This window comes from Methanoregula sp. PtaB.Bin085 (genome assembly GCF_002067035.1).
GTDB lineage: Archaea > Halobacteriota > Methanomicrobia > Methanomicrobiales > Methanospirillaceae > Methanoregula.
On the sequence record NZ_MVQB01000013.1, the window covers coordinates 44,587 to 66,413 of the forward strand.

Here is a 21,827-nt window from a genome sequence, read left to right on the forward strand (position 1 = left end):
GGCCCCGCCGTGCCCCGCGAGGGGCCCTGAGGCGTGGTGCCCTCACAATTTATCCCGATTCCAATGATTTTCATCATTCGGGTATGAACATGATCAGTTCATGTGACATGCAATGGTTCATGTCATGCCTGTTGCGGAAGTGTCTTACCCGTTTACCGTCAGTCCCTGTACCACCGCGTCTTCTGTTACTTCAAACGTGCGCGATGTCCCGATAATACGGTATGGTCCGGTTGCACGGACATCGCAGGGATTCCCTTTCGTGGAGTACGGGACAATGAATTCACCGCCGGAACTCTCCTGACGGTACACGAATGTACGGCCGGTGTTCGTCACGAGCCGGAGCTCGATGATCCCTTCGCCCGGGATGTGCGCGCCCCGGACGTACTCGAAGATTTTGACGGTTTTTATCCCGTTCATGATGAACGGGGCCGACTCCGGAAACGGCGTAACGGTTGCATCATCCGGTGACTCGTGGACCAGCCGGTAGTGAACAAGAGCGGGGAGCGTGGAGAGCGGTTTGTCCGGCATGTCGGAATACAGATCCGCATAGGACGTTGGCAGCAGTTCCGGGCCTTCCGGTATGATGGGGGTACCTGTCATATTGACCAGGGATAGGTTGATAGTCTGCCGGCCCGTGATCACGCGTGAGAAACCCGAAGCTTCTGCGGTCTCAGCAGATGTCGGTTTCCGGATAGTGTACTTCACGTATTCTGCCGTTGAGGGAACGGTCATCGATCCATCAAACACATAGAGCCTTGCAACCATTGTCCGGTAATACCCGTCGTTAAAGAGGTGGATCTTTTTGAGGTGAGAACCGTCCTTTGGATCAGGAACAAGGAACCACCGGATATACGATGAAATGTCCCCCGATCCGCTCATCCACGGGACGAGGTTGGTGAACGTGCTGACAGCGAGTGTTGAATCGGTGATGACGTACTTTCCCTGGTATTTCTCTATGATCCCATTCGCCCGTGCCTCGTTGTCGCTGAGGAAGAATGCAGCAGTCCCGCTCTCCCCGGCAAGGTTGTCCTGGAACGGGTTGGTTACCGGCATCCGGTGGGCAAAGAACGTGATCCAGTGACCGGCGTCCCAGATCGCAAGGATGCCGTAGGAACCTGCCGGTGCTGAATAGTTCCTGCTGTCATACCGGTCGAAATAACCGATGCCGGGATCGGGTGTTCCGGATTTGAGCCACCCGAGAGACTCCAGCCAGTCTGCCGGGATCTCCCTGTCATGGGCGGCTGCGGCAAACCGGATGTCCTGTGAAAGTGAGAGCCCTGCATGGATAATAGCAAGGAAACAGACGATAACAAGACACGCAGCCTTGAGGGTATCTGGTATTCCGGGAGTACTTTTTCCCGGTGCGGCGGCTTTTCTCTTCTTTCCTGTTTTATGCCGATCAGGTTGATTTTCCGATACTGATTTTTCCGCATCCGGTTCGGGAGTGTTGGAAAAAACCGCGATCTTCCGTAAGAGGCCGCCCTGATCCCACCGGAACGGTTCGGTAATGCAGAGTGCGGAGAGGAGCGCGATATTCACCGTGAAGTAGTACAGAAACCGCTGGAACTGGAATGTGAGGAGAAGCATCGCAACAGACCAGACCGCAAAAAAGACCATGGCTCGTTCCGGTTTTTTTGTCAGACAGTACCCGAGAACCAGAAAACCCCCGGCAACCAGCAGGATGGCGACATTGATCGCATCGTACGCGCCGGCAAACGACCATGGCAGGGTCTCCTGTACCCCTATCGAGAACGCGGAATACCCGAACAGGAGATGCTGTGCCTGGGTGACGAGCTGTTGGAACACCGGGACAACCTGGCTGATGACAAGCCCTGCAATGATAATGCCGGCGAGGACCAGGAAGTAGTGGGTCCTCCTGCCACGGAATGCTTTTGCGAGAATATACAGGAGCAGCGATCCCGCTGCAACAGCCCCATGGGCAAGGACGAGCCCGGAGGAATAATTCATGATACTGAGCCCTTCGTGCCGGAAACCTGAAATGAGAAGAAGAACGATAGTCGTGCCGAGTGCCAGCAGGTTCAGGATACAGAGATATTCCGGATCTTTTCCGGAAAGGAAATCCACAATGTTCTGGATGACCGTGAAGAGCGCGACAACAAGCAGGACCAGGAGCACGGTTGTTGATGTGATGAGGGCTGCGAAGTACAGGATGCCGGCCAGGACACAGAGCCCGGCAAACGTAAGCAGGGTGTTCCTGTTCTTCCGGTCCGGCCGGTGGGCTTCCGAATATGCAATGGTTTCAAGGTAGACGAGAATGAAGAGTGTGCTGAAGAGAACCTCGGCGATGTGGTGATCGACCATCCCGTACGATGAGAATGTGAAGTACAGGAAGGACGTGAAGGAGATCAGTCCCGCTGCCACAATACCGGTCTTCCGGTCTGCGATCCGTAATCCCAGGAAATATAGCGTCGGGACTAACAACACAGCCATCAGAGGGGCGACGAAACCGGATGCCGCGACGATGGCGTCCCGTGTTACTGCACCAGTGATGAGGCAGAGAAGCGCGGCAACGAACGGCAGTCCCGGTCCCCAGTCGATTGTTTTTCCCGCCGGATATGCGGTCATCGGGTCGAACCAGTTGTACTGCGGGAAATCGTGGACCATCACCTCAATCTGCCGGAGGTTATACCACGTGTCCGTATCGTACACCGGGAAGAACGGCTGGTTGCCGGTGATAAGTGCCGGGATAATCCGGATGATCAGGGCAACCGCCATGAAAAGAAGGATAAACGCGACGGTGACCGGTTGCCGGTACTTGTTCAGGGCAGTGATGTCCATTGCTGTTTAGTACTAATGAACCGGAGATGCATAAAGTTAGCACACGGACGATAACTCCGGAAAACGTGTTATAATGGTGTCGGCGATGCTGCCGAGCAGAATTCTTGTAAAAATTTCCGGGAGGGATATTCATGAAGGCTTGTGACAATGATCGTCCCTTTGCCGAGAGTATTCTCAACAACGACCGCTGCGGATCCGCAGGTTCCGGGAGCATCGCCATCGTACTCCGGGAAAATGCCGTCACATTCGATCGTGGAAGGATCGTAATCATCGATGAGGGAATGGGCACGGGAACCGGCTTCACAGGTAATGTTTCTGGGATGGAAGTCATGCTGGTATGTGATATGGAACGGGAGCCAGTCGTAGGCATCCGGCTTGTCTGCTGCAGCGCCGAATACCAGCAGGGAACCGCCGTTCTCAACAAACCGCCGGATGCGCGGGGCCGACGCACGGAGGGCCGGGAGGAGGTTCGAATACGCCGGGTTGGCAAACCCTGTGGGAATGATCAGGCAGTTGAGGGTGGGCCGGTAAAATGGCGCCGCGAGCATGTGTGGTGTAACGAGTTCACAGCCGATCCCGCAATCCTCGATGAAGCGGTTGAAGTGCAGCGGCGTTGCCCAGACGAACCCGGCCCGGCAGTTCACCCCTTGATCACCCCGACAGGGACCAGCCGCGCGACGAGTTTTGAGATCCCGACCTCGTGCACAACGTTCACGACCTCGTCGCTTGGCTTGTAGACATCGGGCGCCTCATCGGCTATGGCGTTCTCGTTGGGGGCCCGGACAATGATGCCCTCCTTGAGAAGCCCGGCCGCGATCTCCTTCCCGCTCAGTTTCTTCTTTGCCTGCGTACGGCTCATGATCCTGCCTGCCCCGTGGCAGGTGCTGCCAAAGGTTTTTTCCATAGCGGCATGGGTCCCGTGCAGGACAAAGGATGAGGTCCCCATACTGCCGGGGATGATGACCGGCTGGCCGGTCCGGCCAAGGTCGGGCGGGAGATCGGGAGAGCCGGGACCGAATGCACGTGTTGCCCCCTTACGGTGGACGCATACCTCACTCCGTTTTCCCCCGTACTGATGCTCTTCGCGTTTTGCGACATTGTGGGCAACATCATATACCAGCGGCATATCGTTGTAATCGATCCCGCACAGTCTGGAAATGACATTACGGGCAGTGTGCATGATCATCTGCCGGTTGGCCCATGCATAATTTGCCGATGCGGCCATTGCCCCGAAATAGGCTTTTCCCTCCGGAGACAGGATCGGCGCACAGGCCAGTTGCCGGTCGGGAAGGGCAATATGGTATCTCTTTGTCGCCTGCTCGAGGGTCTTCAGATGATCGGTGCAGACCTGGTGCCCAAGGCCCCGCGAACCGCAATGGATCATGCAGCAGACCTGCCCGGCAGAAATGCCGAATGCACGGGCAGCATCGGGATCGTAGATCTCCCTTACAACCTGGAGCTCGAGGAAATGGTTTCCTGATCCAAGGGTCCCGCCCTGGGGAACCCCCCGCTGTTTTGCCTTTGCGGAGACCTGGCTGCTGTCAGCCTGCTTCATGCATCCCCGGTCTTCGCACCGCTCAAGGTCCCGCGGAAGCCCGTACCCGGACTCAACCGCCCAGCGCGCTCCTTTGGTCATCATCTCGTCGAGCGTCTTTGGCGAAACCTTGAGCGGGCTTTTTGCCCCCACCCCGGTCGGGACTGCAGAGAAGAGCGCATCCACGAGATCGCGCCGGCCGGTGATATCCTTTGCCTCAAGCGGCGTGGTGAACAGTCTCACGCCGCAGTTGATATCGAAGCCGACACCGCCGGGGGAGATGACTCCCTCTTCGAGCGAGAATGCTGCAACGCCGCCAATCGGGAACCCGTACCCCCAGTGGATGTCCGGCATGGCAAGCGAGTGCCCGATGATCCCCGGGAGGGTTGCGACATTCGCAAGCTGCTGGACAGCGCCAGGTTCGAGAATACTGCCAAGGGATTCCGAGAGGTAGAACCTTCCCGGCACGCGCATGTTGGGAACAAACCCGACCGGCACCTCCCATTCGTTCGTCCCGATACGTATAACTCCCTCAATCATGCAGATCATTTCCTGTGGTTCCCGTCCGGAACAGCGCCCGGACTGCCGCCATTATCCGGGATGCTGTCCGGTGGATACCCGATCCTATACATCAAATACGATGTCCAGCATATATCCGTTCGCATCGCGGCCGATGGCAAGCCCGGAGTACGAGATGCCCTTGACTTCCGTTCCGAGCAAATGCCGAGCCCTGTCGAAGGGTTCACCGTCAAGCACAGCCTCCAGGCGCGATCCGCTGATCGCGATCCGGGCAGATGAGAACACCAGCCCGTCCACATCGGAGATAAAGAGCACTTCCGAGAGGAAGTCATGGAGGAGCGATTCCGGATCTGCAGCTTCGAGCGTAACCGTCCGCTGTATTCCTCCTTTCCGGTCGGGCCCGTACATCACCTGCATCAGAGCAGCAAAGGCCTCCGCAAAGAGCGCCTCCATGGTCGGGGCCGTTGCGTGTATCTTTACGTCCGCAGTATGGGAGACCTCAACAAAGCTCATCAGTATTCAGGCCCGGAGAATTCGCTGTCGTCAAAAAACGGTATCATGTCCAGATGGATACTGTTGAGGAACCGTGCCTGGTGGACCGATACATAGATGGTATGATCTCCTGCCTTGAGGAGGAGGTCCGTCTTTTTCGGCGGCTTGACCCGCACCGGCAATAAAATGGGCCCGCCGCACGAGGTGCAGATCCGGAAATCACAGTCCCGTTGCCTGATATAATCGAGCACTTCAGGGGCGATCGTGATCTCTGCCAGGCTTGCGCTGTCACGTGCACGGGTAAACATGTTGCTTCCATAATAGGAAGCATGCATTAAAAACGGTTATGGATCGGATTGGGGGGATTATGCCCCGACAATGCCGACCACGATGTCGACATACTTTTCCTTGAGTTCGTAACTGTTCGCTCCATCGGCGTTCCGGTTTGCCCGGAGGATGCCGATGCGGGAGGCAATGATGCCGACCATCGATGCAACAGCGTGGAATGTCACGGTGAACTGTTTTTGCAGTTCGGCAACAATCTCGGCGATCGTGATCGACTGGGTCTTTACAAAGAGCCTGAGTACTTCACGCCTGATGCCGGTCTTGTCCCGCGAGAGGTAGGACCGGAGACGGTTCTCGATGACTCTCTTGATCTCTGTTGGAGATCTCATACGCTAAATGTCAAAGTTCTGTGTATATATATTTTTTCTTTTTATGCGTTATTAAATCCCTGTTTGGAAAATGCGCCATTTTTAGAAGGAACAAAAATTTTCTGCGAAATCCCTCAATCGTTCCATTTCGTGCTGATTTTTCCGGGTGGAAATCCCGGCCAAAACTGCCCGGCCACCCTTCTCGTAACTATTTAATTCCCGGCGAACAGATGGATAAGACATGGGATTGATCAACTACAATATCGAGAAATATACGCCACAGCAGCTCGTGGCGATCCCTCTCGTGCTTTTTATCATCTCCCTTGTTGTCATCGGATCGACATTTGCTTCCACCGGAATGCCGGTCACACCGGGCATTGATTTTTCCGGGGGTACTGCCGTGACAATCATCACCACGGACAGTGATGAACAGCTGCAGGCAACCTTCTCCGGCTATCCTCTGTCGGAAATAAGCGATATGAACAACGGGAAGTTCCTGAAATTCGGGTCCATGGACGATGCAAAATACCAGACTCTCGCACAGCTCATCAGCCAGAAATACCCGGATGCCAAGATCGACCAGATCGGTGAATCGTTCGGGAAATCGCTGCAGAGTCAGGCTGCCATTGCCCTTGTTTTTTCCTTTATCGGCATGGCGATCGTCGTCTTCCTCTCCTTCAGGACTTTGGTGCCCTCCGCAGCGGTTGTCATGTCGGCACTCGCGGACATGGCGATGACTGCAGCGGTCATGAATATCATCGGCATTCCCCTGTCCCTTGGGACAACCGCAGCGCTCCTCATGCTCATTGGTTACTCGGTTGACAGCGATATCCTGCTCACGAACCGGGTCCTGAAACGACAGGGAAAACTGAATGACAAGCTGATGGGAGCCTTCCATACCGGCATGATCATGACCTCAACAACCCTTGCCGCGGTCACGGCACTGTTCGTGGTCTCATGGTTCGGGTCGGTCCAGATCCTGATGGAAATCTCGGCAGTCCTCCTGATCGGGCTGGTTGCCGATGTCCTGAACACATGGTTAACGAATGTCGGCATCCTGAAATGGTACGTGCTGAAAGGAGGTGGCAAATGAACCAGAAGGAACTCAAAGCGCTCGTCACCGACTGGCGTGTTGCGACCCTTATCATCCTGCTCCTGATCTCGGTCATCGCGATTTACCCGCACTTCGACGAGAAGGGCAATATTGCCACAAATCTCCAGTACGGCCTCGACCTCCAGCACGGTGCATGGATCCAGCTGGAGATGAAAGGGGAGGTTGTCGGGTTCACCACGGACCGGCAGCTGGAGGATTTCATCTCCAATCTCTCACGGGAAGCCGATGCCGAAGTGATCCTCATCGACGAGTCCCACCTGGAAATCCGGAAATCCTACACGCAGGAAGAACTCAGGCCCATCTTCGCGTCTGCCGGCGGGGAGATGACCAGTTACAGCATCGGCGTCTCCAAGTCCACCGCTGACGATGTCAAACGCATCCTCGAGAACAAGATCAATGCAATGGGGACCAAGGATGCCAAGGTTAACACGCTCACCGGCCTGAATAACGTTGCGCGCTATGTCCGCGTCGAGATGGCCGGTGTGGACATGAAGCAGGCGCAGGAGATTGTCGGGAAGCAGGGAAAGTTCGAGATCCGCGTCCAGACAACCGGCAACGAGACCGAGCATGTCGTATCCGGTGACTCGATCACGAGTGTCCAGCTTCCCTCGCAGGAACCCCCGGGCAGCGACAAGTGGGGTGTCAGTTTCACGCTGAGCGAAGAAGGTGCGACGGCCTTCCAGCAGGCAGCGATCCGGTACGGTGCGACGAAGGATCCCGAGAACCACTACCTCCAGATGATCCTCGACAACAAGACCGTGTACTCGGCGCCCCTGTCTGATGATCTGGCAGTGCAGCTGGAGACCCAGAAGATCCGTCAGCTCTATGCCTCGACCGGGACCGGGAAATACGGTTCGAACCAGGCCTCCGAACTGGAGATCCACCTCCGCGCCGGGGCGCTGCCGGTTGATGTTACCATTGCAGGATCCGGCGGCACATCGGCACCGCTCGGGGAACGATACAAGATGATGGCGGTCCTTGCCGGGATCCTTGCCCTGATCACGGTCGGGTGCGTCATCTATTACCGGTACCGCGAACCCGGTATTGTCCTCCCGATGGTCATGATCAATGCCTCGGAGCTGCTCATCCTGCTCGGGTTCATCGCCCTGATCCGGTTCCAGATGGACCTGCCGACGATTGCGGGTCTCGTGGCCGTGGTGGGGACCGGCATCGACCAGCTCGTCATCATCACGGACGAGATCCTGCATGAAGGAAAGGTCCCGTCGCCCAACCTCTACCTCAAGCGCCTGACCCGGGCACTGGGAATCATCATCGCTGCGGCAGCGACCGTTGTCATCGCCATGGTCCCGCTCGCCCTGATGGATCTCTCAACCCTGAAGGGATTTGCCATCATCACCATCCTCGGTGTCGTTGTCGGTGTCGCGGTGACCCGCCCGGCGTATGGTAAAGTCATCATGCAGATCCTCTCCAAGTAACAAGAGCATAGGTTTATCTTTTTTTTCATCGACAACTCCTACAGGTATATTGTTATGAGCAAGCCGATCCTGTACGATTTTTTTGCCACCTGGTGCGGGCCCTGCCGGATGCAGACCCCGATCATCGAGGAACTGGCAAAAAAGATGGGGAACGCCGTTGAGATCAAGACTGTCGATGTCGACCAGCACATGGATCTTGCCGAAAAATACGGGATCCGTGTCGTTCCCACACTCATTATCGAAAAGGACGGCAGGATCATCAAGTCGCTCGAAGGGGTCACCGATGCGGCGACGCTCGAGAATATGCTGCGGCCGCTGGTGAGCTGAGTGAGGATCGGTATCGTTGGCGGGACCGGTGATATCGGAGAGGGAATGGCGCTGCGCATGTCGCCGGTCTTCGATGTCATCGTCGGGTCACGCGAGGCGGATAAGGCGGAAGCAACCTGCCGGCTCGGCAGGGAGACGCTGAAAGGCCGGGGAAAAGACTGTTCACTGACCGGCGTTACCAATCAGGATGCTGTGGACAAAGCGGATATTGTCATTCTCGCAATTCCCTTCAAGCACCTTGCATCCACGCTGGAAGGCCTGCACGGGTTCGAGGGCAAGATCGTGGTGAGTCCCGTCAATCCTATGGAAAAGCGGGACCATTTCACCTTCGTTCCTCCTCCGGAAGGATCCGCTGCCCTGATGGCACGCCGCCTGCTCCCCTCATCTGCCCGCATCTGTTCAGCGTTCAACACGATCGCGGCCAACAAGTGGAAGGCGCTCGATGAGGAACTTGCGTATTCCGTGCCGGTCTGCGGCGATGATGCAGACGCGAAGCGCCAGGTCATGGAGATCGTGAATAAAATCTCACGGCTCCAGGCGTTCGATGCCGGCCCGCTTGCAGCATCCTCGATGGTCGAGGCGCTCACCCCCCTCCTGCTCAATATCGCCCGGTATAACCGAATGAGGGATGTCGGCATCCAGTTCCGGTAACGGCTGACAGGAACCTTTCATGATAATATCCTCTCTCCGGTCGGGAAACAACACTTCTCTTTTCGAATCCGCACGGACGGGTCCTGCGGTCTTCACCGGGGAACATCTGACGCATTCGTGCAGGAGAGATCCTTGGGAGTTCCATTATGTACGCCCATGAATTCGAGCGGATCGGGAAACGCCTCTTTGCCGAGCATCTCGTCGGGGGCAACTTCGGCAACATCAGCATCCGCCATAACCAGGCCGGGTTTTATATCAAGCGGACCGGAGCATATCTCGATTCGGCAACCGAACCGGTTCTTGTCCCCCTTGACGGGGACGTCCCCCCGGAAGCATCAAGCGAATACCGGGTCCACCGTGACGTGTACCGGAAGACCCGGCATCTGGCAATCGTCCACGCCCATCCTCCTGCCGCTGTTGCTCTCTCGCTGGTGCTGGATAAGATCCACCCCGAGGACAGCGAGGGCATCATGTTCTGCCCTGTCATCCCGGTTGTTTCCGGCGAGCCGGGATCACAGGCAATTGCCGATGCGGTGTCGGATGCCCTCATCAGCTCAAAGCTCGTTATCGCCCGCGGGCACGGCACCTTCGCGGCGGGAAAAACGCTTGACGAGGCCTACCTCTTTACCTCTCTTTGCGAGCACGCGTGCCGGGTGCTCGCGATCAAACGGGGATTTTCCTGCGAGTGAATTTTTCAGATCCGGAGAAATCTAATACTCCGAGGCATTCCGTGGAATAACGAGAGTGACTCCCTATTTCCTCAATGAGTGCTGGCGCATTCCTTTCGACTTTGAGCCCTGACGGGTTCTTCAGCACACAAAGAACGCTGATGCGTTCAGGAAAAGGTTGCAGACTTTCTCCTGCCGCTGACCGGTACGATATGGCAGGGCAAGACCCGGAAGAAAGAATTGAAGTCGCCGCAGGAGCGAGTCGAAAATTCGGTGTGAGAATTTTCTCCAGCCAGCCCCGACCTGATGGTCACAGCCGGCTCCCTGCGGGTACGGGTAGTTCAAAGATCCTTCTGCTCTTCTCAACTCCGCCCTTCCGGAGAAGGTCCCGGATTCATCAGAACCTCGACGATGAGAAAAACCATCAGGTTCTTCGAATCGGCTGCCGTTTATCGCAATTGGGGTTCGGGGGTATCTGCATTGCCATCATGCAATGCGGATTCAAGAAGATAATCCGCAGGATTATATTCAAGCATCATCTCCCATAATTCATCATCTTCGTTTTCCGTTCGCAGATCGATATCCGGAATTTTTTTTCAATCGACCCCTCGCCCCCCGTCCGTGAAATTTTAACCGGGATCCGATCGATCTGCCGGAATGCTCACGCCGGACACAGAAAAAAGTAGTAAAGTACTCCCTTAGTGAGTCAAGTACATACCCGGCAATCAAGAGGGTTCTTTACACCATTTTTTCATGATGGAACAAATTAAATCAAAAAAGTCGGTTTTTTCTATAGAGAGAAAAACCACAGCACCGGAAAAAATCACTTCTGCTGCCGCGGCGGCTGGAGCAGCTGGATCTCACGGATGATCTCGCGGTGGAAGACGAGGAGCATGTCGCTGATCATGCCGAACATGAAAATCTCGATACCAACCACGATGAGAAGCACGGTGAGGATGGTGAGCGGTATGTGCTCAACATTGCCCGGCTTGAGCCATTCCAGCAGCACATAGATACCGGTAAGGAACCCGAGGAGGGAGGTCAGGATGCCCATCAAACCAAAGTAGAACATCGGGTTGTTCACCCGGGCGAGCCGGTAGATGGTGCTGACGATCTTGAGGCCGTCATGGAACGGCGAGAGCTTGGTTGCAGTCCCCGGCCGGCTCGAGTACCGGATCGGGACGACCATGATGCGCTGGCCGTTCCTGACTGCCTCGACCGAGATCTCCGTTTCGATCTCAAATCCCTTCTCCTTCAGGGTCATCTGGCTTACTGCAAGCTTGGTGAACGCGCGGTATCCCGACAGGATATCGTGCAGGTCCCGGCTGTGGGCGATCTTGAAGAGGAGATTGAGCATATGGTTGCCGAACAGGTTGAGCCGGGAGAATGCACCTTCCTCGGCATTGATGAGCCGGTCGCCGATAACCTGGTCGAATCCCAGAAACAGCGGCGTCAGCATCTTCTCCGCGTCTTTTGCAGAATACGTGCCGTCGCCGTCGAGCATAAGAATGTACGGCTGCTCAATGATCTCGAATGCCTCGATGATCGCATTGCCCTTCCCCTTGCCGGTCTGGGTGCGGACCGTGGCACCGGCTTCACGGGCGAGCTTCACCGTGTTATCGGAGCTCTTTGCGTCGATGACCAGGATATGGTTGTAGCCGAGCTGTTTGAAATCCCGGACGATACCGCCGATGGTTGGCGCTTCATTAAGCGTCGGGATCAGAACGCAGACCTCGTCCTTGTTGAATTTCATCCGTATAGTATTTTTAATCGGGTGTCATAAGTGCTTCTATGCATCTCCCCAAGAAAGGCCTGCGGGCGCTGGGGATTGCGGAGAGCTTTGCCGGGCGCTCCCGGTCGGTTCTTGCCGGTGTTGTCATGCGAAAGGACCTCCGCATCGATGGTTTTACCTCAGGCAGGGTCACGGTCGGCGGCATGGATGCAACCGATACTGTCCTGCAGATGATCCACGATCTCGACCGTCGGGATATCAATGTCGTCCTGTTGTCCGGCTGCGTGATCGCATGGTTCAACGTGATCGATGTCCGGCGGATCGCGGAGGAAACCGGGATACCGGTCATCTGCGTCACGTACGAGGAATCGGACGGGCTGCTTGACGATCTCCGGTACCATTTCCCGGACGATGAGGACCGGATACAGGCATACCTGCAGTTGGGCGAGCGGGAACCGGTGGATCTTGGCGGGAACCGGACCATCTACCTGCGGGCGGCAGGGATTGGTTATCCCGATGCTGCACGGTTCTGCCGGGACTTCACGCTCGAGGGGAAGATCCCCGAGCCCCTGCGGGTTGCACGGCTCCTTGCGCGTGAGGTCTTTTCCGGCAGGGGAGGGCAATAATTCCGGCTGGTTGCCCCAAGGAAAGTATTCATATTCCCAAAAATAAAACAGGACTGGAACGATTTAATCTGGTTACCGGAGTTGATATTTTCCATGCCAACCGATGACAAGAATGCACGCTGGGTCTGCCTCGAATGCCACTGGATCTATGATCCGGCCAAGGGCGACCCGAAGAACGGTATCCCGGCCGGTACCCCGTGGGAGAAAGTTCCGGACACCTGGCGTTGTCCCGAATGCAAGATCCTCAAGTGCAAGAAAGGTGTCTTTAAGCGACTTGAGGATTGAGGAAATAATTATAGAACCATTTCACGGTGTATTTTTTCTCCGGCGGGTACGTGTCGCGGGAGAGTATTTGGCCGGTTGACGTGTCGTAGACTTCGATCCGGATGGTGTCATCCGGATGGAATGTTCCGTCGTTAAAATCTATGAATAATTCCTGGCCTTCGTACCAGCGTGACGTAGCGTAATTCACGTTTCCTCTCACTCCGAGACCCCCGATATTCTTAATACCAGTATGATCAGAATTGCAAAAAGCCTCGCCATTCAACGTGGGTAATTTTGCGTTTGAGGGGACACCGTTGACGAATAATTTTACGGAAAGGTACCGGTTGAGGTAACTTCTTTTACCGACATTCTTCAGTGTCACATAGCTGTTAAAATCCATTTTTCCATTTTTATCATAATGGTCAATATTTACAATTTTGAAGATATCCGGAACATCATCTGCCTGTAAAATATGGATGCCCAGACACATCAGCAGGAGAATCGTCGCGAGAATGATCGTGATACTTATCATCATCACATTGCCGATAACTGACATGCCTGCGCGATCGGATTCTGGCAGCGGGGACACATTCCTCAGTTATATTATTGAGTATATAGCGTTTGTGAAATCCTTTCGCAAACAATATACCGGAGGATATCGGGTGTTATTGTTTCCCGAAAAATAATTTGGTTATCAAACCCTCATAATGAGTGCAAGAATCTCCCTCGCCATCTCCGGCTCCAGTACCTGCGTCAGCACGAACCCGGCCAGGATCACGAACACGCTCCAGAACACCTTCTTCATCTGCTTATTCCTGCCGATGAGCTGGATGATGGTGTCTATATCGGTGCTCATCGCTTTCCGGATCATCTTGGGCAGGAAGAGGAACAGGAGCAGGAAGATCATCGCAGCAATGGTGAACGAGAGCATGCTCCTGCCCTTCTCGGAGAGGAGAACCCACGCAGGCACGGTGAATAATCCGGCAAATAATGCCTCGGAAGCAGCCTCGCCGAACTCATTGCGGATGTTGCGACGTTCAACCCGACTTTAGCCGCTGACAGTTGATAGCCGCTCACCCGCTCCCCCGTTGATGTCTCCTCCCCCGGGCGGATGACGGCCCGGCTCTCCCCCGGTTATCCCGGGAGATCTCACTTCTCCGGAATACCCCGGCACAACCAAAGGATCGATCACCGCCCCGTGCTGGTTGATCTCCACGAACCCCGTGCCCGCGGACCGGAAGAACCGGATGTTGCCGTAATAATCGCAGGCCCAGATCTCGCAGGACCGGCCGGGATCCGGCGGAACGCGGCTGAGGTGCGCGATGGCGGACGGGAACTGCGCGGCCATTCCTGCAGTCGTATCGAAGAGGCGCTTGGTCCGCGTCGCTTTTCCGATCGTTGTCTGGCCGGGTTCCGCGATGATGAAATCGCAGACACAGCCGTGATACCTCTTGCACAGGATCACAAACCCGCGTGCGTTCGCGTACGGCATCGCGATCTCCATCGCTTTCTCGGGCCACGGTCCGCGGTTCACGATCTCACCTCCACTTTTACGCTATAGCCGGCCTGTGGGACTTTCATCCGCAGTTCGCGGCAGATCGAGCGCGTCCGGACACTCACGTTGTAGTAGTGCCGGCCGGCTTTCTTCACAACGATTCGCACGAGTTCCTCGCCCGCCCGTTTCACTTCCTTTTGGATGATGGACGGGATGAGGAAGAGCGGAACTTTTGGCGTGAGGACCGCTGGTCTCCGCGGCATCAGGAACGCCTCCATGCTTCACCGTCCGCAGGTACACGCAGGATGGTCCGGCCCTGCCGGACACATTCTGTCATGCCATGACGTTCCGGCAGGATTATCTCCGGCCCCGATTCAACAGTTTTCCTGCTCACGGCTAAAGCCTCCCCAGTCTTCGCAGGAAGACATCGGCATAATGGTTAATCCTGGTCCGCACACGTTCCGGCAGGGTGAAGGGATCGCAGGCTATGCGGAGTCCCGCTGGTCTGCGGACTCCCTCTACCTGGATGAAGTACACTTCTTCTCCCCGCAACGGCCGCTGCCCGTATTCCGGGTACCGTGCCGTCATGCAGGTTCTTTCCACGCCGGTTCTGTCGTACATTGCTGTACGCTTTTCGTTCCGGGGAGTACACAATTCCCCGGGTTGTATCGTTTTCACCATTGCAATCACACAGTCCACATTTTCTGCAGTTACGCGGGAGGTGAGCGGCTCCGCTCGCCTCTTTCATTCTGTAAGGACCGGCCGGCTCCGGAAAGCGGGAACGGCAGCGGTTGGGCTGCCGGGTATCGTATAGCGGGGAAAATCTCCACGCCAGCGATCCGCTTCCGCTCAGGCCGGTATCCCGGTCACGCAGAAATCCGCTGACACTGGAGAATCTTATGGTCCCGGCAGGGTGCAACCGCCGGGACATTCCCACAATGGCCTGCAGGGCTGTCCTTCATGGTGCGTGAAGGATCTCGGGAAAAGGTCGGGTATTCCGGCTCACTGCCGGCAATACGGAAGCCCATCATCATGTACAGCACGATACACTCGATCACGATCACCGCGGCTATCCGTTCCGCCTCGCGGAGGGAATGGCCGAGGGCCATGATCTTTGTCGTCGTGGGGATACAGGATTCAGCAAGCATTGTGATTATCTAAGAAAAGTGGCGATTGAATATATACTAGTTGGTCGATTATTGTTCTTGGTATTGTACATTATAAAATATTAGCAGCGGACCCTGTAGGAGATTGTTGTGAGTATGAGGTTACCCCCCGGTTTCTGCCGCATATTCCGGATTATGTCTGCATTGGCTGGATTGATTGAGAAACATCTTAGATTTCTGTTACTATCATCTACCGATCACGAGGAGTAAAAATTCTCGTTGAGCGGATAAAAACATAAAAATTATCGATAAAAGAATCAAAGAATAGGATATGAAAAGAATTGCAGGTCTTTTCCTGATACTGATATTCTTATCATTCAGCGGATGTGTCTCGCAGGATGGGACGTCTGCTGCAATTTATCCACGGCAATTTTCCCAGAGAGTGAATGCCAGCCAGGAGGATTTCGATCGGATGGTGGAATCGGATCCAGCGAATGCATCCGCATGGTGCCTGCGGGGGATGTACTACAACAATGCTTTTGGCCAGTATGATAAAGCGCTGGAGAATTATAACAAAGGCCTTGAACTGGATCAGGAAAGTGGTTTATGCTGGTATGCAAAGGGGATTACCCTCCGGAACATGAAACAATTCAATGAAGCAGAACTATGCCTCCGGAATGCAAAAACCTATGATCCTTCTCTCCCCCTCTGATGAACGGAATCCAGGTTTCCGTTTTGGAAAAAAAGAAAGTCCAGGTGTAATACATCGTGTTGGACCACCGTGCAAGGGTCCATGCTGGCGGCACTGCACCCGGGGGGAAATCCCCGAAATGCTGGGAATACGTGGAATAATAGTATCCGGACGGGGGCAGGATTGAATTGTCCCATGCTTCTGTAAACGTGGTGTAATAACTCTCAGCCGTTTTTTCTTTCTGGCGGACCCACTTGGAACCATCCCACCTCATGAGATCTGCGATGACAAGAGACCACGGGCACGGGTAATTTGTCGTAGTGCCTGCCCAGTAATTTATGGCGCCGGGAATGGCTGTAGTTGCACTATAGGCATCTGCAGTGTAGATGATTACCTCCAGCGAGGAGGCAATTTTATCGTTTCCTGACGATTTGCCGGTTGCCGTTGCAGTTGCAAACTCTTTCTCAGTGGTCTGGGAGAATTGATGGTAATTCGGGATCATGGTCTTCAGTTTTGAGTATACATTTTTCTGATCCTGAGACAGATTTGACCAGAATTCCGGATTTCGCTTTTCAAGGATCTGGCTTACCGGGACCTCCTTGCCCTCCATCGTGTAAGCCCATTCCATGTATGCGTCTACTTCCGGCGATGCCGTACTTGTTGTCATCTCTGCTGATCCGGCTGGCATTATTACTGTGACTGCCAGGAAGAGCGCAAGCATGACAACCAGGGTTTTGTAGAGTTCCATTTTCATGCTCCTTTGGCTTGTTCTCAATACGCTCCGCTCGCCGGTACAGAATCATTCCGCCTTTTCAGTGAGGCGGGTATCGCAAGCGGACCGGGGAGAGGAGTTATGTGAGTGTGAGGTTACCCTCCCCGGTTTCTGCGGTGCATTCGGGAGAATGCCCGCACTGGCTGGATTCAGTGCGCGACAAATAAGATTTCTATTACAATCATCTACTGGTCTGGCGACTGGTAAACCGTTATAATTAATACTATAAGCGCAGGCTTCAGTAACGTAAACTGAGGTATCCATGAAGGCACTCGGAAATATATCATGATCCCGGTTGGCGCGATCATGCTCGTGTCGGGAATTTTTTTCAGAAATTTGCAATTAATAATAGTTATTCAACCTGGCTAACCAATCACCTGTCGAAATAATACCGGATGATCCCTATGGCAATGAGGATAACCATCATCAGGCCTAGGTTCGGAAAATAATTCCTGTTGTAAACCATGACGGAGTAAAAATCGATACATGCCAGAATGATTCCGATAATGAGAAGGATATTCCATGCCATGCCTGCGTATTGGTTTTTCATAGGGCTCCCTGTATTATCCCAATCAGTTACTATCTGCCCTTCTGGTCGAGAGTCCGTCGGAATGTCTATCAGAGTACTGTATCCCGAGGTACTTCAACATGGACAATTCCCGTCAGGACAAATTTGCACGGAACGTTTGTTATATTAAACGTTCTTCCCCGTTCAGAAATACGATTATGGATCTCATAGACAACGGTCCGGTTAACTTTCTGTGAGTCGTCTATCATCACGATGATCGAACCCTGCATATCCTTCCTGAACCCGATTACCGGTCCTTTCGGGTAATAATACGGGCTGATATCCGTATCGGATGCATTGATGAACCGCTCCATCAGATCCGGGTCGTTGAGAAAAACCGTTCTATCCGGGTTTTCCCTTTCCAGTCCGAATGAATCAATGATCCGTTCTCCCGGAATAGTCGCCGACAGATTTGGTTTCATATCCGGGCCTTCATCTTGTTCCATCCCTGTAGGAAGAATTAATACAAGACCAAAAACAATCCCGAGGATTAGAATTCCGGTCATTACGTATCGGTTCATCTGTTTTCACCGTTCTGGAAAAAATGGGGATTTTATCCGGTCAATGGCGTTATCCAGTTAAGATCACGCCGGATTCCCTGCACTGGTGAGAAAATGGCATATCCAGTCCCGTTTGATCGTCCTACGTGGATCCCAACCAGTACTGTCTCCCCAGTGGAATATTTCTCATACACAGGTGCTCCGCTGTCACCCGTTGCAGAAGAGTAGGTGGCGTACCATTGATTCTGAATGTATTTTCCGTAATGGTCATTCCAGACATTGGCCTGGTACACCGTGCTACCCGTTGTCAATCCCGATTCCACTCCAGACATATACAGGGTAAGTCCTGACGGATTGTCATCCCAGTAATTGAATGTCTTGTATGCAGAAGCGGATTCATACACTTTGGGATTACTCGTAACCCCACTCGTCAATTGTGTCCATGAAGAATCAGAATAGGTATTACCCAGAGTGGTTTTATAGCCGATAAAGGCGCCGCTGACGGTCGGATCCGGCTGATACACTGATGATCCTATCGATCCCATATGGCCTGTTGCGACGATGCCACGGTTTCCGGAAGAATCCGTTGCAACAAATCCAAGCGTGGAATAATACCCAGCCATGTGAACCTTGGTTCCCCCGATTACCGGTCGTATCTGTTCGGTCCGGGTGGCTTGCGTTTCCATGAGTCCCATGGAGATAAACCTGCAGGGAATATTTTCGATGCCCTTCTGTCGTCCCTGTTCGGAAATTTTTTCGTAAATCTCCTTTAACACTGACTGATTCACGACCCAATCTTTGTTAATCATCACAACGATTGATCCTTTCATGTCAATGCCTTTACCAATCATTGGACCATTCGGATAGTAGTATTTTTGCAGTTCTTTGTCTGATTCGCTGTTTACGGCTCTCAGACTTGAATACCAAGGATCGGAATCAATTTTCCGCAAATCAGTATATGGTAATTTTTCTGACGGTACCCGGCCGAATGCAGCGAGAATGATTTCTTTCTGATATGCAGTTTCCGCGTTTTTTATCGCAGATTCCTTTGATAAATCATCACTCGCACTCACTATCGGTACAAATATTATCGCTGCCAGCATTAGTGCCAGCAGGATAACGATTATCTTGTGTGGTTTCATCCCTTTTCGCTCCTTTTTTCGATACGCTCCGCTCGCCGGTACAGAATCATTCCGCCTTTTCAGTGAGGCGGGTATCGCAAGCGGACCGGGGAGAGGAGTTATGTGAGTGTGAGGTTACCCTCCCCGGTTTCTGCGGTGCATTCGGGAGAATGCCCGCACTGGCTGGATTCACTGCGCGACAAATAAGATTTCTATTACAATCATCTACCAGTCCATCGATCGGTAGATAGTTGTAATAGAAACCTTAAGTGCCTGGCTTTGAGACGCAATCCGTGATATCCATGAAGGTATCCGGAATATCCCTCATTTTCCTGGTATGCGCGTTCGGGCTCATACCGGGTATTTCTGCATTGAGTCCTGAAATCGATAATGGTTATTCAGTCCGGCCGGCAAATGACCTGTTCCTACCATCAGTGATCATGCCCATGAGTACCGGAACCATCGGGCAGGGCCAGACCGTGTACTACTCGAAATATGTGTCATCCGGTACTATGGCCATTTATCCGGACCTTAACTGGGGCGACACATCCGATTCCCTGACCCTCACAATCTCGGCACCGGATGCGACGCTTGGTCCTTATAACGATGCATCTGACGGTGTGATCAACGGAAGGATCTATCTTTCCGTATCGAAACCGTCCGGCCTGACCCCGGGCAGCTGGAGTTTCAGGGTGTATGGAGAACACGTAACGGGGGTCCAGGGGTTTTCATTCAATGTCTGAAAGTCTGGATCAAAAACCTCATATTATTTTGAATATTAATTGGTTTTAATGAAAAGGAAGATCTGCAGCCTGGTCATCGTGCTTATTACCAGTCTTCTGGTCCTTTCTGTAGTACCTGCCGTGCACGGAGAAAGTTACACAGTCCGGCCTGCATATGGTCTCGTGCAGGAACCGCCGGAAGATACCAGCCAGGAAGTCTCCTTTTATGAACTGACACCCCGTGCCATGATCATCTTTGTCGCCCTATCATTCTCTCCAATCCTCGTGTATCCGGTCGAATTTTTCCTTATGATCAAAATATTCGTTTATCTCGGATACAGGAAAATCGATGAGATGGCGGTTTTGTATAACAGTAACCGCAGGCTTATTTTTGAAACTGTTGCACGAAATCCCGGCATCAATTTCAATACTCTGATGATATCGTACGGGATTAACCGGGGAGTACTGCAATATCATCTCCATATCCTTGAATTAAAAGGAAAGATCGTCAGGTTCCATACTGCAAAGTCCGAGGGGTATTTCGAGAACAGCGGGCGATGGGGCAACCTGGAAAAATGTATCTTTATCCATATGAGGAATTCAACTACCAAAAAAATCTTGGGGATCCTCTCTGATTCCCGAGAGATCACCCGTAAGGAGATTGCAGAAATCCTCGGAGTTTCCGGGCCCTCAATAACTTGGCACACGAACCGTTTGTCGGAAGACGGAATAATCACCATTACAAGGAACGGAAGAGACGCATCTTTCCGTTTGTCCCATGATGCAGCCCGGTCTATCCGGGGTCTGTCCCGGGCCCTCCAGAGCCCTGTTTTTTCAGGACAAGCACACGCCGACCAGGCTGTTTGAGCGAAAAAAATTTTTCTGAACGAAATGAGCATCCCTTACGTATGTCTGGGAATTGCTATCAGAATTTTCACTATCCGCGGGTCTCTTTCTTTCCCCCGTCACCCATAATCCGTTAAAATAAATATCACCGGCACTAAGCAGTTGTACTACAATCCACCGGGTAACGGAGTCCATGCCAGTCGCATCAGAACCTTCGGATCCAGCCACCGGCGCCAAGTCCGGAAGGGACTTTTACCTCGAAGGTCTTGCCCTCGGGCGTGAAGGAAAGCACGAGGAAGCTCTGGAACAGTTCGCCCGTGCGCTTAAAGAGGATCCGAAGCTTGCCATTGCATGGGTCGGCAGGGGGTTTGCCCTCGGGAAGCTCGGCAGGTTCGAGGAAGAGATCGAGTGCTGTAAAAAAGCCATCGAGATCGATCCGTTCTGTGTCGAAGCATGGAACAACATGGGATTTGCCTTCGGGATGCTCGACCGGTTCGAGGAGAAGGTCGAATGCTGCGAGCGGGCGCTCCAGATCGACCCGGAGAATGCCACTGCGTGGAACAACAAGGGAGTTGCCCTCGGCATGCTCGGCCGGTTCGAAGCCGAGGTGCGTTGTTGCGACCGGGCGCTCGAGCTCCGTCCGCGATACCTTTCCGCATGGGTCAACAAGGGGTATGCGTACGGGAAACTCAGGTGGTTTGAAGAGGAGATCATCTGCTATGACCGCGCCCTCAGGATCTACCCGTTCTATCTCTCTGCGCTGATCAAGAAGGGAGTTGCCCTCATCAACCTGAAACGGTACCGGGAAGCGCTCGAGGTCCTCGACAAGGCACTCTCCCTCGAGCCCGACAATGCAAAAGCCCTGTACCGGAAAGGCCTTGCGTACAGCATGCTCGGGAAGCATGAAGAAGCCGTGAGCTGCCTCGAGAACGCCCTCAAATCAGACCCGTCGATTGCCGATGCCTGGGTTGTCATGAGCAACTCGTGTTTCATGCTCGGAAAGCTCGAGGAATCGGCGCGTGCGTTCGACCAGGCGTATTATATCGATGTCAAGGATGTCCGGATTGGTGTTGTCAAAGGACTCTCTCTCCTGAAGAACGGCAAAGTTGATGATGCCATCAGGAGTTTCTCCGAGGTATTCGGTATCCTGTTGCGGTAAATCTTCCGGTTCGTAAGTCAGGGAGTTGAAAC

General features: G+C 53.7%; 28 protein-coding genes. 11 read left to right on the forward strand and 17 right to left on the reverse strand.

Annotation, left to right across the window (positions count from 1 at the left end):
• Positions 1-144: 144 nt before the first annotated feature.
• The 6 genes from A4E33_RS00950 to A4E33_RS00975 form a co-directional block, all read right to left on the reverse strand.
• The gene (locus A4E33_RS00950; protein ID WP_292345549.1) at positions 145-2,799 is read right to left on the reverse strand and encodes an oligosaccharyl transferase, archaeosortase A system-associated; all 2,655 of its coding nucleotides are present in this window, start codon (positions 2,797-2,799) and stop codon (positions 145-147) included.
• A 68-nt stretch (positions 2,800-2,867) separates the two neighbouring features.
• Positions 2,868-3,443: a hypothetical protein gene (locus tag A4E33_RS00955; RefSeq protein WP_292345551.1), complete on the reverse strand. Its 576-nt coding sequence runs from the start codon at positions 3,441-3,443 to the stop codon at positions 2,868-2,870.
• Positions 3,440-4,873 (reverse strand): RtcB family protein, encoded by a 1,434-nt coding sequence (locus tag A4E33_RS00960; RefSeq protein WP_292345553.1) that lies wholly within the window; start codon positions 4,871-4,873, stop codon positions 3,440-3,442. Before A4E33_RS00960 ends, A4E33_RS00955 begins: the two co-directional genes overlap by 4 nt.
• A gap of 84 nt (positions 4,874-4,957) precedes the next feature.
• Positions 4,958-5,365 (reverse strand): archease, encoded by a 408-nt coding sequence (locus tag A4E33_RS00965; RefSeq protein WP_292345555.1) that lies wholly within the window; start codon positions 5,363-5,365, stop codon positions 4,958-4,960.
• Positions 5,365-5,652, reverse strand: a complete 288-nt coding sequence (locus tag A4E33_RS00970) for a hypothetical protein (RefSeq protein WP_292345556.1) — start codon at positions 5,650-5,652, stop codon at positions 5,365-5,367. The genes A4E33_RS00965 and A4E33_RS00970 overlap by 1 nt, the downstream gene beginning before the upstream one ends.
• A 57-nt stretch (positions 5,653-5,709) precedes the next feature.
• Positions 5,710-6,018: a DUF2551 domain-containing protein gene (locus tag A4E33_RS00975; protein ID WP_292345558.1), complete on the reverse strand. Its 309-nt coding sequence runs from the start codon at positions 6,016-6,018 to the stop codon at positions 5,710-5,712.
• A gap of 220 nt (positions 6,019-6,238) precedes the next feature.
• On the opposite strand from A4E33_RS00975, the gene A4E33_RS00980 reads away from it, so the two are divergent.
• The 5 genes from A4E33_RS00980 (at position 6,239) to A4E33_RS01000 (ending at position 10,214) form a co-directional block, all read left to right on the forward strand.
• Entirely contained in the window at positions 6,239-7,090 is an 852-nt protein-coding gene (locus tag A4E33_RS00980; protein ID WP_292345560.1) for a protein translocase subunit SecF, read from the forward strand.
• Positions 7,087-8,547: a preprotein translocase subunit SecD gene (locus A4E33_RS00985; RefSeq protein WP_292345562.1), complete on the forward strand. Its 1,461-nt coding sequence runs from the start codon at positions 7,087-7,089 to the stop codon at positions 8,545-8,547. Before A4E33_RS00980 ends, A4E33_RS00985 begins: the two co-directional genes overlap by 4 nt.
• A gap of 27 nt (positions 8,548-8,574) precedes the next feature.
• On the forward strand, positions 8,575-8,874 hold the full coding sequence (gene trxA, locus A4E33_RS00990; RefSeq protein ID WP_292345986.1) for a thioredoxin: 300 nt from the start codon (positions 8,575-8,577) through the stop codon (positions 8,872-8,874).
• Positions 8,875-9,525 carry an NADPH-dependent F420 reductase gene (gene npdG / locus A4E33_RS00995; protein WP_292345564.1) on the forward strand — a complete coding sequence of 217 codons (651 nt, stop codon included), beginning with the start codon at positions 8,875-8,877 and terminating at the stop codon, positions 9,523-9,525. It begins immediately after the preceding gene.
• 146 nt (positions 9,526-9,671) lie between these two features.
• Entirely contained in the window at positions 9,672-10,214 is a 543-nt protein-coding gene (locus tag A4E33_RS01000; protein WP_292345566.1) for an aldolase, read from the forward strand.
• Between the two features lie 802 nt (positions 10,215-11,016).
• On the opposite strand, the gene aglJ is transcribed toward A4E33_RS01000, so the two are convergent.
• Positions 11,017-11,946 carry an S-layer glycoprotein N-glycosyltransferase AglJ gene (gene aglJ, locus A4E33_RS01005; RefSeq protein ID WP_292345568.1) on the reverse strand — a complete coding sequence of 310 codons (930 nt, stop codon included), beginning with the start codon at positions 11,944-11,946 and terminating at the stop codon, positions 11,017-11,019.
• 38 nt (positions 11,947-11,984) lie between these two features.
• On the opposite strand from aglJ, the gene A4E33_RS01010 reads away from it, so the two are divergent.
• The gene (locus A4E33_RS01010) at positions 11,985-12,551 is read left to right on the forward strand and encodes a DUF99 family protein (RefSeq protein WP_292345570.1); all 567 of its coding nucleotides are present in this window, start codon (positions 11,985-11,987) and stop codon (positions 12,549-12,551) included.
• 93 nt (positions 12,552-12,644) lie between these two features.
• Entirely contained in the window at positions 12,645-12,836 is a 192-nt protein-coding gene (locus A4E33_RS01015) for a rubredoxin (protein ID WP_292345572.1), read from the forward strand.
• On the opposite strand, the gene A4E33_RS01020 is transcribed toward A4E33_RS01015, so the two are convergent.
• The 6 genes from A4E33_RS01020 to A4E33_RS01045 form a co-directional block, all read right to left on the reverse strand.
• The gene (locus A4E33_RS01020; RefSeq protein ID WP_292345574.1) at positions 12,817-13,404 is read right to left on the reverse strand and encodes a hypothetical protein; all 588 of its coding nucleotides are present in this window, start codon (positions 13,402-13,404) and stop codon (positions 12,817-12,819) included. The genes A4E33_RS01015 and A4E33_RS01020 overlap by 20 nt on opposite strands.
• Positions 13,405-13,509: 105 nt before the next feature.
• On the reverse strand, positions 13,510-13,785 hold the full coding sequence (locus tag A4E33_RS01025) for a hypothetical protein (protein ID WP_292345576.1): 276 nt from the start codon (positions 13,783-13,785) through the stop codon (positions 13,510-13,512).
• A gap of 78 nt (positions 13,786-13,863) precedes the next feature.
• Positions 13,864-14,349 (reverse strand): hypothetical protein, encoded by a 486-nt coding sequence (locus tag A4E33_RS01030; protein WP_292345578.1) that lies wholly within the window; start codon positions 14,347-14,349, stop codon positions 13,864-13,866.
• Entirely contained in the window at positions 14,346-14,588 is a 243-nt protein-coding gene (locus tag A4E33_RS01035; protein ID WP_292345580.1) for a hypothetical protein, read from the reverse strand. The genes A4E33_RS01030 and A4E33_RS01035 overlap by 4 nt, the downstream gene beginning before the upstream one ends.
• A 118-nt stretch (positions 14,589-14,706) precedes the next feature.
• Positions 14,707-14,931 carry a hypothetical protein gene (locus A4E33_RS01040; RefSeq protein WP_292345582.1) on the reverse strand — a complete coding sequence of 75 codons (225 nt, stop codon included), beginning with the start codon at positions 14,929-14,931 and terminating at the stop codon, positions 14,707-14,709.
• Between the two features lie 245 nt (positions 14,932-15,176).
• Positions 15,177-15,458, reverse strand: a complete 282-nt coding sequence (locus tag A4E33_RS01045) for a hypothetical protein (RefSeq protein WP_292345584.1) — start codon at positions 15,456-15,458, stop codon at positions 15,177-15,179.
• A gap of 430 nt (positions 15,459-15,888) precedes the next feature.
• Here A4E33_RS01045 and A4E33_RS14665 point away from each other — a divergent pair, with 430 nt between their 5' ends.
• Complete coding sequence (locus tag A4E33_RS14665) at positions 15,889-16,128, forward strand: tetratricopeptide repeat protein (protein ID WP_363053544.1); 240 nt, start codon at positions 15,889-15,891, stop codon at positions 16,126-16,128.
• Here the strand turns inward: A4E33_RS14665 and A4E33_RS01050 are convergent.
• From A4E33_RS01050 to A4E33_RS01065, 4 genes are all read right to left on the reverse strand, one after another.
• Positions 16,067-16,855, reverse strand: coding sequence for a hypothetical protein (locus A4E33_RS01050; RefSeq protein WP_292345585.1), 789 nt, complete (start codon positions 16,853-16,855; stop codon positions 16,067-16,069). The two genes, A4E33_RS14665 and A4E33_RS01050, sit on opposite strands and share 62 nt — an antisense overlap.
• Before the next feature lie 397 nt (positions 16,856-17,252).
• Positions 17,253-17,429: a hypothetical protein gene (locus A4E33_RS01055; RefSeq protein ID WP_292345587.1), complete on the reverse strand. Its 177-nt coding sequence runs from the start codon at positions 17,427-17,429 to the stop codon at positions 17,253-17,255.
• A 68-nt stretch (positions 17,430-17,497) separates the two neighbouring features.
• The gene (locus A4E33_RS01060; protein ID WP_292345589.1) at positions 17,498-17,761 is read right to left on the reverse strand and encodes a hypothetical protein; all 264 of its coding nucleotides are present in this window, start codon (positions 17,759-17,761) and stop codon (positions 17,498-17,500) included.
• A 239-nt stretch (positions 17,762-18,000) separates the two neighbouring features.
• On the reverse strand, positions 18,001-19,089 hold the full coding sequence (locus A4E33_RS01065; RefSeq protein ID WP_292345591.1) for a hypothetical protein: 1,089 nt from the start codon (positions 19,087-19,089) through the stop codon (positions 18,001-18,003).
• Positions 19,090-19,514: 425 nt separating this feature from the next.
• Here A4E33_RS01065 and A4E33_RS01070 point away from each other — a divergent pair, with 425 nt between their 5' ends.
• The 3 genes from A4E33_RS01070 to A4E33_RS01080 all read left to right on the forward strand — a co-directional run bounded on the left by A4E33_RS01070 (position 19,515) and on the right by A4E33_RS01080 (position 21,795).
• Positions 19,515-19,811 carry a hypothetical protein gene (locus tag A4E33_RS01070; protein WP_292345593.1) on the forward strand — a complete coding sequence of 99 codons (297 nt, stop codon included), beginning with the start codon at positions 19,515-19,517 and terminating at the stop codon, positions 19,809-19,811.
• A gap of 162 nt (positions 19,812-19,973) precedes the next feature.
• Positions 19,974-20,657, forward strand: a complete 684-nt coding sequence (locus A4E33_RS01075) for a winged helix-turn-helix transcriptional regulator (protein WP_292345595.1) — start codon at positions 19,974-19,976, stop codon at positions 20,655-20,657.
• Between the two features lie 172 nt (positions 20,658-20,829).
• Positions 20,830-21,795, forward strand: a complete 966-nt coding sequence (locus A4E33_RS01080) for a tetratricopeptide repeat protein (protein WP_292345597.1) — start codon at positions 20,830-20,832, stop codon at positions 21,793-21,795.
• The last annotated feature ends 32 nt before the right edge of the window (positions 21,796-21,827 follow it).